This window comes from Vibrio sp. K4, assembly GCF_051122595.1.
GTDB lineage: Bacteria > Pseudomonadota > Gammaproteobacteria > Enterobacterales > Vibrionaceae > Vibrio > Vibrio owensii.
The window spans coordinates 918,205-934,344 of sequence record NZ_CP178577.1; the positions used below are offsets into that span (position 1 = coordinate 918,205).

Genomic DNA, 16,140 nt, shown 5'->3' on the forward strand with positions numbered 1-16,140 from the left:
GTCAGAATTGCAGCCCTTTGCCGATATAGTGGATTTCCACATACCGAGAGCAAAGTTGATCTAAAACAAATGTGGATTCCGCTATGTTGCTGTTATTCTGATGCTCCCAATACTGAGGGTTAAGAAACAATTCATGCTGAAAAAATCGCTAAACTTCATTCGCTTATGGATTGTTTTTATCAGTCTTATGCTCGGCTGCCTCACGGTTTCTTTGGCACATGCAGCTCCAACACAAACATTAGACTCCAGTGCTTTCTCTAAACCGCAAGTCGATGTGGGTGTGCTAGCCATACGTGGCCATTTATATGCGGAGCAGCGTTGGCAACCGACGATTTACTGGCTCAATCAACAGATCCCTGAAGTGAGGTTTGTTCTCCATCCTCTAGATCTCGATGGCATGACCAAAGCAGTCGAAAACCAAAGCATGGACTTCATTCTCACTAACCCCGGACAAGCAGTGCGTTTGGGGCGTCAGTACGCGCTGTCTTGGATAGCGACGTTGACCAGCCAAGCGCCAGAAAACTCCAATTACGGCATTGGTTCTGCGCTGGTGGTACGTTCTGATTCGCCTTATGTCACTCTCAATGATGTTTCCGGTTTGCCGATTGCAGCGGTGTCAGAGAAAGCCTTTGGTGGTTACCTCACATTGCGCTATCAAGTGATAGAGAAAGGGTTAGATCCGAATGACTTCTTCTCGGACGTGCGGTTTTTGGGTTTCCCAATCGATGCCAATTTGTACCAACTGCGTGACCACAATGTGGAAGCCGCGGTAGTTCCAGCTTGTTTGGTTGAGCAAATGGAAGGTGAAGGGCTATTGGAAGAGGGGCAACTGCGGGTTTTAAGTCCGCTCAAACTTCCTCAAACCGAGTGTGCAGTATCGACGCCCCTGTATCCAAATTGGTCCTTTGCGAAAACGGAGCGTGGATCGTCCCAATTAGCTAAGAAGATCAGTCGAGCCTTACTTGCGATGCCTGCCGATAATCCCGCTGCGATTGCAGCTAAAGCATCCGGTTGGACATCACCAGTCAGCTTGCTGTCGATAGATAAACTCTACCAAGCGATGGACTTGCATCCACTGCAGCAACCTTGGTGGAAAGAGGCGCTACGCTGGTTGCGTTTCCATCAAGAATGGGCGTGGGCGTTGTTTCTGTTTGTTATTGTGTTGAACATTTACCACTTCTGGCTGGAGTATCGTTTTAGCAAGAGCAAACAAGCGCTAGAGAAAACCTTACTGCGCTTAAAAGAGAAGAGCGAAATGCTAGAGCACTCACAACGAGTGGCCATTGTGGGCGAATTGGGCAGTAGTCTTGCGCACGAGATAAACCAACCTTTGGCGGCGATCCGAAACTACAGCGAAGGTGGCTTGTTACGGTTAGCTAAGAAGCGTCCTCATGAAGATATCGTGCCAGTATTAGAAAAGATCCAGACCCAAGTAGAACGCGCCGACGCGATCGTTTGTCGCCTGCGAACCTTGATTAAAAAGCGCAGCGTCGACATGGCGGCATGCGATGTTGAGCAACTTATCTCTGATACGGTGGAGCTGCTGAATTTCCGCTTGCAGAAGCAAGGCATTGAAGTGGTTCGCAGCACCGAAGGACAACCCCAATGGGTCGAAGCTGATGCCGTAGGTCTGCAGCAAGTGTTGGTGAACGTGATGAACAACTCGATAGATGCTTGTGTGATGTACGCAGAAAATCACCGTAATAATTATCAAGGCAAAATTGCGCTTCACACGGATTATCAAGCCCAAAGTATGTCGATTCGAGTGTTGGATAACGGTACGGGCTTGGAGCATGAGAACCCAACCGCCGCCTTTGTGAGTACAAAACAGGAAGGATTAGGGCTAGGCTTGGCGATCTGTCGTGATGTTATGGAGATGCACGGTGGTGAATTCGTTATCCAATCTACTCAGCCACACGGTTGCTTGGTGGTATTAACCTTGCCGTATCAAACCATGAAAACAACCGATGCAAAACGCAATGAAGAAGAGCAAACAAAAAGAAACACAGGAGAAGTGAATGAGTGATAAGCAACTGCCCGTATTTGTGGTCGACGATGATGAGTCGGTGCGAGATTCGTTGGCGTTTATGCTCGAAGAACATGACTTCTCTGTGACGACGTTTGCCGATGGGCAGGCATTTCTCGATGGCGTGGATATCCATCAAGCGGGCTGCGTGATTCTGGATAGCCGAATGCCTAATTTGCGTGGCCAACAAGTGCATCAAATTCTCAATGAAGCCAAAAGTCCATTGGCCGTGATTTACTTAACCGGACATGGCGATGTCCCAATGGCGGTGGATGCGCTGCAAGCTGGCGCGGTGAATTTCTTCCAAAAGCCAGTAAAAGGGGATGAACTGGCACAAGCGATTTTGAAAGGCCAAGTTCAATCTGCGGCGAATTTGGATATTGCGGATGCTAAAGCCGCCTACGAATCGCTGACGCCAAGAGAGAAAGACATTCTTCGTTTGATCATCGCTGGCAAACGCAATATTCGCATTGCCGATGAGTTGTGTATTGCGATGCGAACAGTGGAAGTGCATCGCGCAAGTCTGTTGAAAAAGTTCTCGGCGAAAACCGTGGCAGAGCTGGCTTACATTTACGGCAAACTGGCGCAATAAAACAGGCATAAAACTTATGCTCAAATAAAAAATCCCCAAGCCGAAACTTGGGGATTAAAGCCACACTGACGTGTTTTATGTTCAGAGTATCAATCGATTACTGAGCGGGTTTAAATGTCACTTTGTAAGCGTATTGATTGCCCGTTAACTGGAATTCCTTGTGCACACTTGGGCTCCAAGAGTCATCACCGCCAACGCCCATGTGTTTATGGTCTAGGCGAACGTAAATCTTCTCTTCTGCGACCAAATCATTGGTGTGTTTCGCTGCCGCTAAGTGTTGCTGAGCGTACTGACTCACACTGAACTGGAAGTCACCCGAGATTTCTAACTCATTCACCTTCAACCATTTCGTACCACAGCGCAGACCGCTATCGGTTGGGAAAATGTATGGCGTGTGCATTTGCTCCAGTGTTTGTGTGTGCTGGCCGAAGCGCGCCGCTGCCAAACGGTCAGGGTAGTTTTCAAATGGACCTAAGCCTTGCCATGTGATCGCTGCGTTTTGCTCGTTCAACGGCAGTTCAAATTCCAAACCGATGCGTGGCATTGGTGGCAAATCATCAGCCAATTTCACGTCGACAGCCAATGCCATCTCACCGTTATTGCTCAGGGTGTGCGTCCAAGTCGTGATCGCCTGAACTTCACCATTAAAGTGGTAAGCGAACGTCGAAGTCACTTTCACTGCGTGCGCTAGGGTTTCACTGTGGCAAGCGACGCATTGGCGCTCCCACTGGCCGATACCCGCCATATCCCAACGACACATCCAAGCGTTTGGATCGACGTTGTCGATTTCGCTCACGCCGATGTCGTTATCCAGTGGTGCACGGAAGAAGTTATCTTGTGGTGCCGCGAGCATTTGTGCTTCACCATCGACACGCCAATCGGTCATCAAGCCAGTTTGGCTATCCCAACGCCATTGATGTTTTTCATCCAAGCTAGACACCAAAACGGTGTTGTCTTGCTGCGTTAGCATTGGCGCTGGTTGCGTTTCCAATGTTGGCAGAGCAAGGCCAGCTGTATTGCGTAGTGACATTTGCTCAGAAGCGACTAGGTGTTCTGCTTCAGCCCAAGGCGTTGCAGCAATCAGAGTAATGTCGGTATTTAAGTGATATTGCGCTTCCGCTTTTGGCGTGAAATGAAGGGCAATCTCAATGCTTGCTTGGCTATCCGCTTCTACGTTAAGCGCCAATGAACCGGTTTGGATAACTTTGCCATCTTCCAACAGAGACCAATTCAATTGCTCATTATCGGTCGCGCGGAACAAGTTCTCGTTAGTTACCAATAGTGTGCAAGCTTCTTTGGTTTGTTCTTGCAGTGATACAGTGATCATGCGTTGGCAGTATTTTGCTTCTTCCAACGTTGGATGAATCGTGCGATCTGGGAAGATCAAACCATTGATGCAGAACTGACGGTCATTGATTTCATCACCAAAGTCGCCGCCGTAAGCCCAGAAGTGTTGGCCGTTTTCATCCCATTGGCTCAAACCTTGATCGACCCAATCCCAAATAAAGCCACCTTGTAGGCGAGGGTAATCGCGGAACGCATCCCAGTAATCATTAAAGCTACCCAGACTGTTGCCCATAGCGTGTGCGTATTCGCACAAGATCAAAGGACGAGTTTCGTTAGGTAACGACACCCATTTCTTGATTGCCCATTTAGGCACAGCTTCATCTTCGATGACCGTATTAACACGCGCGTACATTGGCGCAATGATGTCGGTTGCCGTGGTGTTTGAACCGCCGCCTTCGTACTGTACTGGGCGAGACGGGTCGTAGTTTTTAGACCAAGCGTACATGGCATTGTGGTTGCTGCCGTGACCGGATTCGTTACCTAAAGACCAGATGATGATCGAAGGGTGGTTCTTATCGCGCATCACCATTTGGGTGTAGCGGCTCATGTAAGCGTGCGCCCATTGTGGATCGCTCGATAGGCGGTTCATTGGCTGCATGCCATGCGTTTCGATATTCGCCTCATCGCACACGTACAAGCCGTATTGGTCACACAGTTCGTACCAACGAGGGTGGTTCGGGTAGTGCGCCGTACGTACCGCATTGAAGTTGTATTGCTTCATCAAGCAGATATCGCGGATCATGTCTTCTTCCGTCATTACATGACCAAGCTCTGGGTGATGTTCGTGACGGTTCACGCCACGGATCAACAAAGGCTTACCGTTCAGTTTCAATTGGCCATCGGTGATTTCGACTTTACGGAAGCCAACAGGGTACGCTTCGCTTTCTAAGTGCGTGCCGTTTTCATCCAACAGTGAGACAACTAGGCGGTAAAGGTTCGGTGTTTCCGCCGTCCATTTCTTTGGCTCGCGTACGTGCAATGTTTGGAATACCACGTCATCCCACGTACCACGTTCGTCGATGCGGCGGTTGTGTGGGCGGTCGATGCTTGGCTCTGTCACGGCTTGTTCGCCATCAAACAGCTGCACTTGAACTTGGTAGGTGTCCGGCGCAGAAATCGAAGTCACAATCGACAGTGAACCATCGCGGTAACACGCGTCTAAATCCGGTGTGATGAACACATCTTCAATGCAGTGTTGTGGTTTAGATAGCAGAGTCACGTCGCGGAAGATACCACTTAGCCACCACATATCTTGGTCTTCTAGGTAGCTGCCATCACTCCAACGAATCACCATGACGGCTAGGCTGTTGTCACCTGCAACAAGGTAAGGCGTTAGGTCGAATTCAGAAGGTAGGCGGCTGTCTTGACTGTAGCCAACCCAAGTACCGTTACACCAAAGATGGAAAGCCGAGTTCACGCCATCAAAGATAATGCGCTGCGTATTGGCTAATTCTTCTGCTGAAAGTGACACGGTCGTGCGGTAGCAACCCGTTGGGTTATTGCTTGGTACAAACGGCGGGTTTACTTCGAATGGGTATTTCACGTTGGCGTAGATAGGCTTGTCGTAACCTTGCATTTGCCAGTTTGAAGGGACAGTAATCTCATCCCAGTCTTTGTCATTGAATTGTGACTCGATGAACTCGCCGTCAACTTGCTCTGGCGCATCAAACAGTTTGAATTTCCATTGTCCGTTCAGCGATTGACGCTGGGCTTGAATACCGTCGCGGGCATGGTCAATATCGCGGAAACTGGAAAGAGGGCTGTGAGCCTTAAGACAGTGAATGTTCACTGATTGCGGGTTTTCCCAGTCGCGTCTTTGGAGAATTTCTGAAAATGCCTTCATGGTTTTCCTACTTAACTTTTTGTTTCTAATCTTGTTTCGCTACGGAGTTTGAGCCCGCAGCGAGAGTGTCTTTGGTCTTGTTGTGAAGCGTTATTTCGCTAATTGCTTCACGAGATAATCTTTTGCTTGGGTAAAGCCTTGCTCAGCTGCTTGGTTGGCAATCGCCGCAGCTTGTTTTACGTCGTTGTCTTTGAGCGCTGCATCGATTTGAGATTGGTACAACGTCCATTCATCTTGTGCTTCAGGCGGTGCGGCAGGAGTTAACTCTGCTTTTGTGGTGTCGTTGGTTTGTGTGCCCAATTCCGCCAAAAGCGTTAATACCGCGTTGCTGTCAGAGGCACTTGCCGTGACATCAATAACGCCAAAAGGTTGGAACTGCGCTGTGAGCGGAAGCTGTTTACTGCCAATGACGTTTTGTGTTTCTGCGTAGACTTCTTCTGGATGCTTACGAGTCAATTCGGTGCCAAGCAGTGTCGAATCTGAAGCGATGACCACGTATTTCGCGCCATTAAGTTGTGGGTTCACCGTGATCACCTGTTCAACACGCTCTAGGCCACGCATGCCCGTTGTGTGGTAGTTAAAGTCTTTTGCTGAGTAATCGGATAGAAGCTGCCACTTCGCGTCATAAATAAGAACGTTCGCAGCAAATAACGCATTGTTATCAACATAAGAGCGAACAAGTAGCGAGAATGGTGCGTCAGAAGTGATTTGGTAGCTCATCACCGGGAGCGGTTTGGATGAAGCAGAATCTGAAGAAAGTAAAACCGCACTGCTAACACTTGGCAGATTTGCATCCATAACCACCTGCTGGTGGAAAGGAATCGATAGGGCGGTCAGAGGCAAAGCACCTAACGTTGAGCAACATTGTGGTTGGCTCAAATCAGTATTAAAGGTTTGCTCTGGTAATCCACTGCACGCGCCAAGAGACAGAGCCATGAATAGAGTTGCTAACGGTTTTAGTTTCATCTGCGTTGTCCTTTGTGGGGTGAGCGTATTACTCACCCCGTTGGGTTCATAAATAGTAGCGGGTTTGGATTACCACCATGTTTCGACGTTAAAGCCGAAGGTGATTTCGTCGACGTTTTGTCCACCAGTGCTGCGAGCATGGCCGTAGACTTCGCCGCCACGGTTCCACTCATCGGTTTTCTCTGAGTAGGTCGCGAACAAGCGCAGTGATGGACGAGCCCAAACGCCTTTGCCTGCTTGGAACATTTGCGCCACCGTCACTTTGTACATGTCGTTGGTGCCAGCGCCGTTTTGTGCTTCGACTGATTCGTAGCCAACTTCAAGTGCGGTCGCCATGTATTCTGTCCAGCTGTACTGAGGGCGAGCGCCTACGCTGAACCATTTCTCACCTTCGTTGTTATCCAGATTTTTGTCTTGGTAAGCGATGGAGTACATCACTTGGAAATCTTCATTCACGTTAAGATCGCCAGAGTTGAAAATACGCCAGCTGTAACCATCGTGCTCAACGCCGGTGTTGTATTTACGGTTTGAGCCGCCTTCAGCACTCATCAAACCGCCCGCAAGCGCATCCGTACCGTATTGGAAAGCGAATGTGTTTGAACCATAGTTCCAAGCTTGACGGTAAAGTGCAGAAAGCATGGCGCCAGAAGTGGTGATGTCACTTTCGTCATAGCTAGAGTTTTGTGTGAACACATAGTTCAAACCGACCGTAAGATCTGCGCTGTCGCTCAGTTCAATGCCGCTCAAACGTGCGTCGATGTTGTGTAAGCTGCGGCCATCTGCGCTAGAGTTTGGCGCCATCCATGCGATGTGGCCTTTAGCAAAGCCAAGATCCCAGTTTTCAATACCGATACCTGTGCTCGATGTGTCCCAGTATTTAATGTCGATCATGTGCACTTCATGACGGCGGTAAAAGCGTTCGCCCGCCCAAACGGTGGCATCCGCTTGGCCTTCAAACAGGCCATGACCTGCCGACCACATTTGGATCAAGCTAACGTCACCCCAGCTTTCGCCGCTACCAAGGTAAAGTGTGGTATCAAAGTACGCGTCGCCTTGTTGCCAAACGTCGGCTTTGAGGCCCGCTTCCCACCAGTTCAGTTCGTTACCCAAACGGTAGTTACCGTAACCTTGACCAGCACGAATCACATCGTTGCGTTCACCTTTGCCACCATTGTGTTCATCGTTATCGGTGTAAATGTTGCCCCACTTGGCGTAGCCGAAGTAAGTGATGTTCTCCACTGCAGCCATACCAGCAAGCGGTGCTAGGGCGAGGGTTAACCCAAGCGCTCTTACAAGCGTCTTTTGTTTCATGAAGTGTCTCCATTCTATTTTTATGGATTTATTTTTTATTGGTTTGAGTCCTAACTCGCTGCGCAGTGTAAATAAACTCTGGAAACGTTTTCATGATGAGGTTGGCATTTTTGTCGTAATGAGGGGTTTATTACTGTTTTGTGTGATTTCGATCTCTTAAATCGAGGTTTTAAGCGCGGTTTTAGATCGATTTCTGGCCGCGAAAGTTGGAATCGTTTACTTTTGTTGGGTGATGTTTGAGTTGGAAGGTGGAAGTTTATTTTATCTAAGGCGCTGATTTAAATTTGTTTTTATCTAAGGAGAGGGAGTTGTTAGGAAGAAGAGGAAAGAGAGCCCAATTGAAATCAACTGGGCATGTGAGACAAGGAAGCATATACAACAAGTGGTTCGCGGGCGCACTGCACACGAGCATTTGCTGTATCGTCAAACTGGGATTTTGAGTTAGGACCCAAGAGAGACACTTCATAAAGAATCTCGAAGCCTCAAGAATAAGGTTGTCGGTTAACCACTTCAAGAGGTGAGGAGTTCAACTGAGCGGTCTGTAACCTTATTTATGATTTTGTTGTTGTAAGGTGATGAATTAAATAACGAAAAATTCTTTATAAATCAGTTTGGTATTCGAATTTACGTGCAGTGCTTTAAAGAACTCAATTACCAAAGAATCTGAGGTTTTTGGAGCTGATCGCTGCATAATATAAGAAGGAATAAGGCGTAGCGGGCGATGGCACAAGTTTGAAAAATTAACTGTAAACGTTTCCATGATTTTGGTGTGGCTCACAGATTCTTTTGTTTTTTTCATTATGATGCAGCGTAATTTCCAGTTTCAAGGTAAGACAAGATGACGGACAAAACACTGATTGAGCTAACCGGTCAGCAAACTCAATTGATTGTAGAGTTAGGCGAATATGCAGAGATTCTGCATTGGGGACAAAAAGTAAGTGGTGACCTTAGTGGTTTCCGTATGGCTTTACATCGTCCCGTGCCATACGGTCGTTTGGACAGCGATGTATCCATGACTCTACACCCAGAGCTTGGTCGTGGCGTTTTCAGCAGCCCTGGTGTGGAAGGGCATCGCGATGGTCAAGATTGGGCTCCAGTGTTTGTCATCTCCCATATTGAACAACAGCAAGACAGTATTGTGATTGAGAGCGAAGATGCAATCGCAGGTCTTCGTTTACAAACTGAGCTTAAGCTTGATAGCAACGATGTGGTGAAAACGCGTCATACGCTCACCAACAAAAAAGCGGGTGTTTATCATGTGAACCGTCTTGCCAATACGTTGCCTTTGCCAGCTCGTGCGAATGAGTTGATGACTTATTACGGGCGCTGGGTTCATGAATTCCAGACGGTGCGCCAGCCATTGCTGCAAGGCGGCTACCAACAAGAAAACCGTCGTGGACGTACTTCTCATGAGCATTATCCTGCGCTTGTTGCCGGTACGACTCACTTTGATGAAATGAATGGCGACGTGTGGGGCTTCCATTTCGCATGGAGCGGCAACCACAGATTGCGTGTAGACGTGAAAGCCGATGGCCGCCGTTACATGCAAGCTGAAGTTATTTACTTGCCTGGTGAAGTGGCGCTAAAAGAAGGGGAAAGTATTACAACGCCTTGGCTGTACGCGAGCCACAGTAATTGTGGTTTGAATGGTATGAGTCATCACTTCCACTCTCATGTACGCGAAACGATTTTGCCGAGTGATTTCACGGACAAACCTCGCCCGATCCACCTCAACACGTGGGAAGGCATCTACTTCGACCACGATCCAGAATACATCATGTCGATGGCAACTCAGTCGGCAGAGATGGGTGTAGAACGCTTTATCATTGATGATGGCTGGTTCAAAGGGCGTAACGGTGACAAAGCAGGGCTAGGGGATTGGTTCCTGTGTGAAGCTAAGTACCCAAATGGCTTGCACCCGATTGTGGAACACGTAAATAAATTGGGCATGGAATTTGGTTTGTGGTTTGAGCCGGAGATGATCAACAAAGATTCCGAATTGTTCCGTACGCATCCTGATTGGTTATTGGCTGTAAACGGTTACGATCAGCCAACCGGTCGCAACCAATACGTGATCAACTTACAAAACGATGATGCGTTTAACTTCCTGTTTGAGCGATTGGATCATTTCCTCTCGACTTACAATATCGCTTACATCAAGTGGGATATGAACCGTGAAGTCGTTCAGCCAGCGCACTTAGGTCAGGCTGCGGCGCACAATCAAACCCAATGTTACTACCAGTTAGTTGATAAAGTTCGTGAAAAGCACCCGAAAGTGGAGATTGAATCTTGTGCGGCAGGTGGTGGTCGTATTGATTTTGAGGTTCTGAAACGCACGCATCGATTCTGGGCTTCAGACAATAACGACGCACTTGAGCGTCAAACCATTCAACGCGGTATGAGCTACTTCTTCCCGCCAGAAGTGATGGGCAGCCATATTGGTGCAAGCCATTGTCATAGCACGCGCCGTCGTCACAGCATCGAGTTCCGTGGGCTTACGGCACTGTTCGGTCATATGGGGATTGAGCTTGACCCAGTGAAAGAAGAACAAGCGGAAAAAGAAGGCTTTGAGCGCTACATCAAGCTGCACAAGATGCTGCGCCCATTGCTACACAGCGGCAGAACTTGGCGAATCCCAACGGACGATAAAGCGCATCAAATTCATGCGGTTGTTTCAAACGATCAATCGGAAGCGGTGGTGATGATCGCTCAGCTCGCGATGCCAACGAACTCTTTAAGTGGGCATTTGCGCGTACCGGGTTTGGATCCACAAGCGACATATCGAGTGACGGTATTGGATAAACCGTCTAACTACGATGACATCGTGAATTACCAACCGCCTTGGACTGAATCCGGTTGTGAGCTATCTGGCGCATGGTGTGAAGAGGTTGGCTTAACCATGCCAATCCTTGACGCGGAAAGTGCCATGTTGGTGAAGTTCGAACGTATTCACTAAGCCTTATCTATTTAGAACCTTGCCTATTTAGAGTCATAGCTATTTAGACGATTTCATCGTTTCTCATTGGTTTTCTATCGCCGTACAGACATCAGGTTTGTACGGCTTTTTGCGTTGGTTTTAATTGGTCGTTTTGAAATCGTTCTCATACTTAATGAGCGTAAAGTGTTGATAAAATGGCGTAAATAACACGATCTTCTCGCATTAATAGGTCTAAATACTGTTCGATGTCTCATTTTGAAAACTTGTCTGTAAACGTTTCCATAAAGCGGTTTTTGATCACAGTAAGGCATTCAGTGTGTGAGTAGCATTAGCATCGAAATATAAATAAAAGACGTCGACGTTATGAATTCTAGTTAGGGGAATGAATAGCAGTACGACACTAAGGAACTATTATGTCTGATAAAATTACGCTACAAACCAAGCTGTCCTACGGTCTTGGCGCACTCGGTAAAGACTTTGCCTGTGCACCTATCTACATCTTCTTAATGTTCTACTTCACTGACGTTGCCGGCTTGTCTGCTGCTTTCGTTGGTACCATCTTTTTAGCGGCTCGTATTATTGATGCGATTACTGACCCAATGATGGGTGTGATCGTGGACAACACGCGCTCAAAATTCGGTAAATTCCGCCCTTGGATTGTGATTGGTACGTTATTAAACGCAGTAGTACTGGTTGGCCTTTTCAGTACTCACATGTTTGAAGGTACTACGCTTTACATCTACGCAGCAGCGGCATACATCCTTTGGGGTCTAACGTACACCATTATGGATATCCCTTACTGGTCAATGATTCCAGCGCTATCAAGCTCTCGCCAAGAACGTGAAAAGTTGGTGGTATGGCCACGTCTGTTCGCGAGCCTTGCATGGTTCATTACTGGTACTTACGGTCTGCACATCGTGGGTGAACTAGGTAACGGCAACCAAGGCGACGGTTTCTTCAATGTTGCGATGCTGATTGCGGTTCTGTTTGTAATGAGCGCATTCTTGATTGCTCGTAACGTAAAAGAGAAAGCAGCACCAGCTAACGCAAAACCAGCAGAGAAATTCAGCTTCAAAGACGTTTTGACTATCATCGGTAAAAACGACCAGCTTAAAGCGCTAATCGGCACGGTTCTGTCTTTCCAAATTGCGAACCTATTGGTTGGTGGCTTTGCGATTTACTACTTCTCTTACGCGTTGGGCAATGCGGAGCTATTCCCAGTTTACATGGCGGTTGCAGGCGCAGCAGAAGTGGCGGGTGTGTTCTTGTTCCCTCGTATCGCTTCTCTACTACCACGTAAGCTTCTATGGCCTATCGCTTGTGGCTTCCCAATTCTGTCTTGCGTACTTCTACTATTGATGGGCTTCATCGCTCCAGCTAACGCGCTAATGATTGGTATGGCGGGTGCGGCAATTAAATTCGGTGTAGGTATCGCGAACGCGCTGCAAACTGTAATGCTGGCTGACGTTGTGGACTACGGTGAGCACAAAACAGGTCGTCGTAGCGAGAGCGTTATCTTCTCTGTACAAACGATGCTTGTGAAATTCGCAGGCGCAGCAGGTGGCTTCATCGTGGGTGTTGGTCTGTCTGTTGTGGGTTACGTACCAAACGTAGAGCAATCAGCAAGCACCATTATGGGCTTAGAATTTATGATGATTGGTCTACCTGCAATCATGATGACCATCAGTGGCGTGATTTACCAACGTTACTACCATCTACACGAAGGCTTCAACAAAGAAGAAGCTGAGCAACAAACTCAAGTTGAAAGCGTACCAGCACAAGCATAATCGTTACGTTTTCACTTAAGTACCCCAACTCAATTTAGTCACTAAGATAAAGCGCCTCCAGATGGAGGCGTTTTTGTTTGCTTCGATAAAGTTTTTTGATTGGCTGAAATTCAATTTTTAGACAATAATTTCAGTTGGTTAAAGGATTAAGGCGCTTGGATTACTCCAAGATAAAACGATGAAAAAACGTAAACGCATTTCGTTAAGGACAGTGCTAGGGTTGATGTTTGTCTTCTGTACCCTAGTGACAGTAGGTGTGGCGATAGTTTTGCAATACCACTTTGCAAGAAAAACTGAGCTGCAACACACCCTCACTCGATATCAAGCCATCGCAACAGGGGTATCGAGTCATCTATCCAATCTACAAAATTTAGCAGAGAACGTGACACGAAGTGGCGCGCAACTGGTGTCGCTCATCGGGGTAGATACGCCCGAAGAGAGCATCATCATCCCTTTGTCTAAATTGCTAGTAAGAGAACCTAGCATTCACAGTATTTTTGTTGCCAAAGCGAACAATGACTTCTTCCAGCTGATCAACCTTTCTTCAGACGAAATACGTTCCCGTGTGGAAGCGCAACCCGGCGATAAGTGGTTGTTGGTGGTTCATAGTGGTGTGAAGCGAGATCGTCGTAAGGTGAGTATTTACTACGATGAAAACTTCGTATCACGCCATGCTTCAGACGAGTTCAGTAACTTTATTCCGACTCAGCGTAGCTGGTTTGAAAATGCCGATTACGATGATACTTATAACACCTCTCCGTATCTGTTTAACACGCTAAAAGTCTCGGGGGAAACCTTCTCAATCAAGGTGCCAGAATCCGATACCGTGGTGGGTGTGGACATTCTTCTCTCCTCGCTTGAGGCTCAACTCACCAACCGTTTTATCGAAAATAAGCAAGCGTCAGAGGCGGAAGCGTTTATTTACCAAGCGAACGGTCGATTGATTGCGACCAACAAGATGATCGATATCGAAGAGCGCTTGCCCTTGGTTTCTCCGGTGAACCTAACGGATGAGCAGCGAGCACTGGTCGCCCAAACGCCGGAGTTGAAAGTGTCGAACCAAAATAACTGGGCTCCAGTTGATTACACCGTTGGCGGTCGCCCAAATGGCTTCTCGATTGATCTGTTTAAAATGATTTCTGAAATGACCGGCTTAAAGTTCAAGTTTGTGAACGGTCGAAGTTGGAATGAGCTCGTCAACGACTTTAAAAATGGCAATATCGATATTCTTCAATCGATTGCTGACCAAGATGACCTTTCGAGTATCGGTGTAGTGGGTAAACCTCTTTATCACGCAAAGTTTGCGTTACTCACCACAGAAGAGAACAAGCACATCAATACCTTAGAGCAAGTGAAGAATGAAAGAATTGGCTTGCTAAAAGGGTGGAGCATTCAAGATGACTTGTTAGAAGCGTACCCGCAAATGACCATCGTCAATTACGCGTCTTTGCACGATGCGATCGACGGGGTATTGAATGGAGACATCGTCGCTGTGCTCGACATTCGCCAAATATTGGTCAACAAAATACGCGAAACATTTCGTCAGAACTTAGCCATCACTTTGGTTAAAGATTCCAACCTCTCCAACGCGTTTTACTACTTGGCGAATGAGGAACAAAGACCTCTCGTTGAGATCATTAACCGCGCCATTGATGCGATTACGCCAGAGCAAAGAAAAGAGCTGCGCGAAAAATGGTTTGAGGGTAAGGCAGCACTGTCGACTTATACCTTTACGCCATACGAAGAATTGGTCAAATTTGCCAAAGATCCTGAGTTCATCAATTCGGTTCAACTGGTGGAGATCAATGGGAAAGACAAATATGTTTTCGTCTCCAAACTTACCCATAAGGAAGAGCGTTACTTTGCTGTCGTGATTCCACAAGCTTACGTCATGTCCGGTGTAAATGAAGTGACGCTATATGCTGTGGGCGCATCCTTGTTTGTTCTTGCGTTGTTGATTCCCGTTGCATGGGAGATGGCGAAACCAATCTCTCAGCCAATCAATATGTTGAGAAAGCAAGTCAGATTTGTCCGCGATCGCGAATACGACAAAGTGCAGCGTGTTCACTCTCGCATTGAAGAGATTCACCAACTTGGTCTTTCAGTGATGCGAGGCAGCAACTCGCTTAAGCAGTTTGAGCAAAGGCAAAATGAGTTCTTTGAATCTGTCATTCAGCTTATCGCACGCGCGATCGATGAAAAGTCTCCGTACACGGCAGGACACTGTAACCGTGTGCCGGAGATTGCTTTGATGCTGGCGGAAGAAGCCGAGAAGTCAGATCAAGGGGCGTTTGAGTTGTTCGCTTTTGAAAGTGATGAAGAGCGTCGTGAGTTCCGTATCGCTGCTTGGCTTCATGATTGTGGCAAGATCGCGACGCCTGAGTATGTGGTTGATAAAGGCAGTAAGCTAGAAACCAACTACAATCGCATTCACGAAGTTCGCATGCGATTCGAGGTGCTGTGGCGAGATGCGCAGATTCAATATCTACTCAAAAAGCTAAAAACGATGGGTGTTGATGAGCAACCCGAGCAAGCACTGGAACAAGAATTTGCGGCGCTGAAAGAGGAGTTCGAATTTGTCGCCAATGCGAACGTGGGGGCGGAGTTTATGTCGGATCAAGACATCGAACGTCTACACAAGTTGGCTGAGAAAGAGTGGACGCGTTACTTCGATTGTGGACTTGGTTTATCGCCATTAGAAGAAACGCGCTACCAACCACAACCAACGCCAGCAACAGAGAAGCTGCTTTCTGATCGTCCTGAGCATGTGATTGAGCGTGAACAGCCGTTTGATCTCGACCCTGAGTTTGGCATCAATATGACGGTGCCAGAAAAGCTCTACAATCATGGTGAACTGTATAATTTGGCCGTGCAGCGCGGTACGTTGTCAGCAGAAGAGCGCTTTAAGATTAATGAGCACATGATCAGCGGAATCAAGATGCTCGAAAGCATACCGTTCCCACCCGAACTTGAGCGCGTTCCTCGCTACGCTACTACGCACCACGAGGCGATGGAAGGCTTTGGTTATCCGAGAGGTTTGATGGGAGAGGAGCTATCGATCCCTGAACGCATTCTGGCGGTAGCGGATATTTTCGAAGCGTTAACCGCGGCTGATCGACCATATAAGAAAGCCAAGTCCTTGAGCGAGGCTATCAACATTATGTCGAAAATGGCACTCGGTGGGCACATTGATAAAGACGTATTCAAGCTGCTGTTAACCAGTGGCACTTATCTCAGTTACGCCAAGCGCTATCTGCCAGATGAGCTTATCGATGATGTCGATATTGAGGGCTACTTAGAGAAGTTATCTTAGCCTTCATTAAGTTTGCA

At 47.6% G+C, this 16,140-nt stretch carries 8 protein-coding genes; 5 read left to right on the top strand and 3 right to left on the bottom strand.

The genetic code is table 11. The features are described 5' to 3' along the window. Positions 1-133: 133 nt before the first annotated feature. Together ACLIIY_RS04285 and ACLIIY_RS04290 are read left to right on the top strand one after the other, a co-directional pair. Positions 134-2,026, top strand: a complete 1,893-nt coding sequence (locus tag ACLIIY_RS04285) for a sensor histidine kinase (RefSeq protein ID WP_434528160.1) — start codon at positions 134-136, stop codon at positions 2,024-2,026. Then, on the top strand, positions 2,019-2,618 hold the full coding sequence (locus ACLIIY_RS04290; RefSeq protein ID WP_045405757.1) for a response regulator transcription factor: 600 nt from the start codon (positions 2,019-2,021) through the stop codon (positions 2,616-2,618). The genes ACLIIY_RS04285 and ACLIIY_RS04290 overlap by 8 nt, the downstream gene beginning before the upstream one ends. A gap of 97 nt (positions 2,619-2,715) precedes the next feature. On the opposite strand, the gene ACLIIY_RS04295 is transcribed toward ACLIIY_RS04290, so the two are convergent. From ACLIIY_RS04295 to ACLIIY_RS04305, 3 genes are all read right to left on the bottom strand, one after another. After that, entirely contained in the window at positions 2,716-5,808 is a 3,093-nt protein-coding gene (locus ACLIIY_RS04295; RefSeq protein ID WP_434528161.1) for a beta-galactosidase, read from the bottom strand. 90 nt (positions 5,809-5,898) lie between these two features. Then, positions 5,899-6,774, bottom strand: coding sequence for a MalM family protein (locus tag ACLIIY_RS04300; protein WP_434528162.1), 876 nt, complete (start codon positions 6,772-6,774; stop codon positions 5,899-5,901). 69 nt (positions 6,775-6,843) lie between these two features. Then, entirely contained in the window at positions 6,844-8,085 is a 1,242-nt protein-coding gene (locus ACLIIY_RS04305) for a carbohydrate porin (RefSeq protein WP_005438917.1), read from the bottom strand. A gap of 838 nt (positions 8,086-8,923) precedes the next feature. Here ACLIIY_RS04305 and ACLIIY_RS04310 point away from each other — a divergent pair. From ACLIIY_RS04310 to ACLIIY_RS04320, 3 genes are all read left to right on the top strand, one after another. Further along, positions 8,924-11,041: an alpha-galactosidase gene (locus ACLIIY_RS04310; RefSeq protein ID WP_434528163.1), complete on the top strand. Its 2,118-nt coding sequence runs from the start codon at positions 8,924-8,926 to the stop codon at positions 11,039-11,041. Between the two features lie 395 nt (positions 11,042-11,436). Further along, positions 11,437-12,810 (top strand): melibiose:sodium transporter MelB, encoded by a 1,374-nt coding sequence (melB, locus tag ACLIIY_RS04315; RefSeq protein WP_005438913.1) that lies wholly within the window; start codon positions 11,437-11,439, stop codon positions 12,808-12,810. Positions 12,811-12,988: 178 nt separating this feature from the next. Continuing rightward, complete coding sequence (locus tag ACLIIY_RS04320) at positions 12,989-16,123, top strand: HD domain-containing phosphohydrolase (protein ID WP_434528164.1); 3,135 nt, start codon at positions 12,989-12,991, stop codon at positions 16,121-16,123. The last annotated feature ends 17 nt before the right edge of the window (positions 16,124-16,140 follow it).

What these genes read in the sequence shown, in the direction of transcription:
- ACLIIY_RS04285 (WP_434528160.1), top strand. Translation starts at nt 134, where the DNA reads ATGCTGAAAAAATCGCTAAACTTCATTCGCTTATGGATTGTTTTTATC.
- ACLIIY_RS04290 (WP_045405757.1), top strand. Translation starts at nt 2,019, where the DNA reads ATGAGTGATAAGCAACTGCCCGTATTTGTGGTCGACGATGATGAGTCG.
- ACLIIY_RS04295 (WP_434528161.1), bottom strand. Translation starts at nt 5,808, where the DNA reads ATGAAGGCATTTTCAGAAATTCTCCAAAGACGCGACTGGGAAAACCCG.
- ACLIIY_RS04300 (WP_434528162.1), bottom strand. Translation starts at nt 6,774, where the DNA reads ATGAAACTAAAACCGTTAGCAACTCTATTCATGGCTCTGTCTCTTGGC.
- ACLIIY_RS04305 (WP_005438917.1), bottom strand. Translation starts at nt 8,085, where the DNA reads ATGAAACAAAAGACGCTTGTAAGAGCGCTTGGGTTAACCCTCGCCCTA.
- ACLIIY_RS04310 (WP_434528163.1), top strand. Translation starts at nt 8,924, where the DNA reads ATGACGGACAAAACACTGATTGAGCTAACCGGTCAGCAAACTCAATTG.
- melB (WP_005438913.1), top strand. Translation starts at nt 11,437, where the DNA reads ATGTCTGATAAAATTACGCTACAAACCAAGCTGTCCTACGGTCTTGGC.
- ACLIIY_RS04320 (WP_434528164.1), top strand. Translation starts at nt 12,989, where the DNA reads ATGAAAAAACGTAAACGCATTTCGTTAAGGACAGTGCTAGGGTTGATG.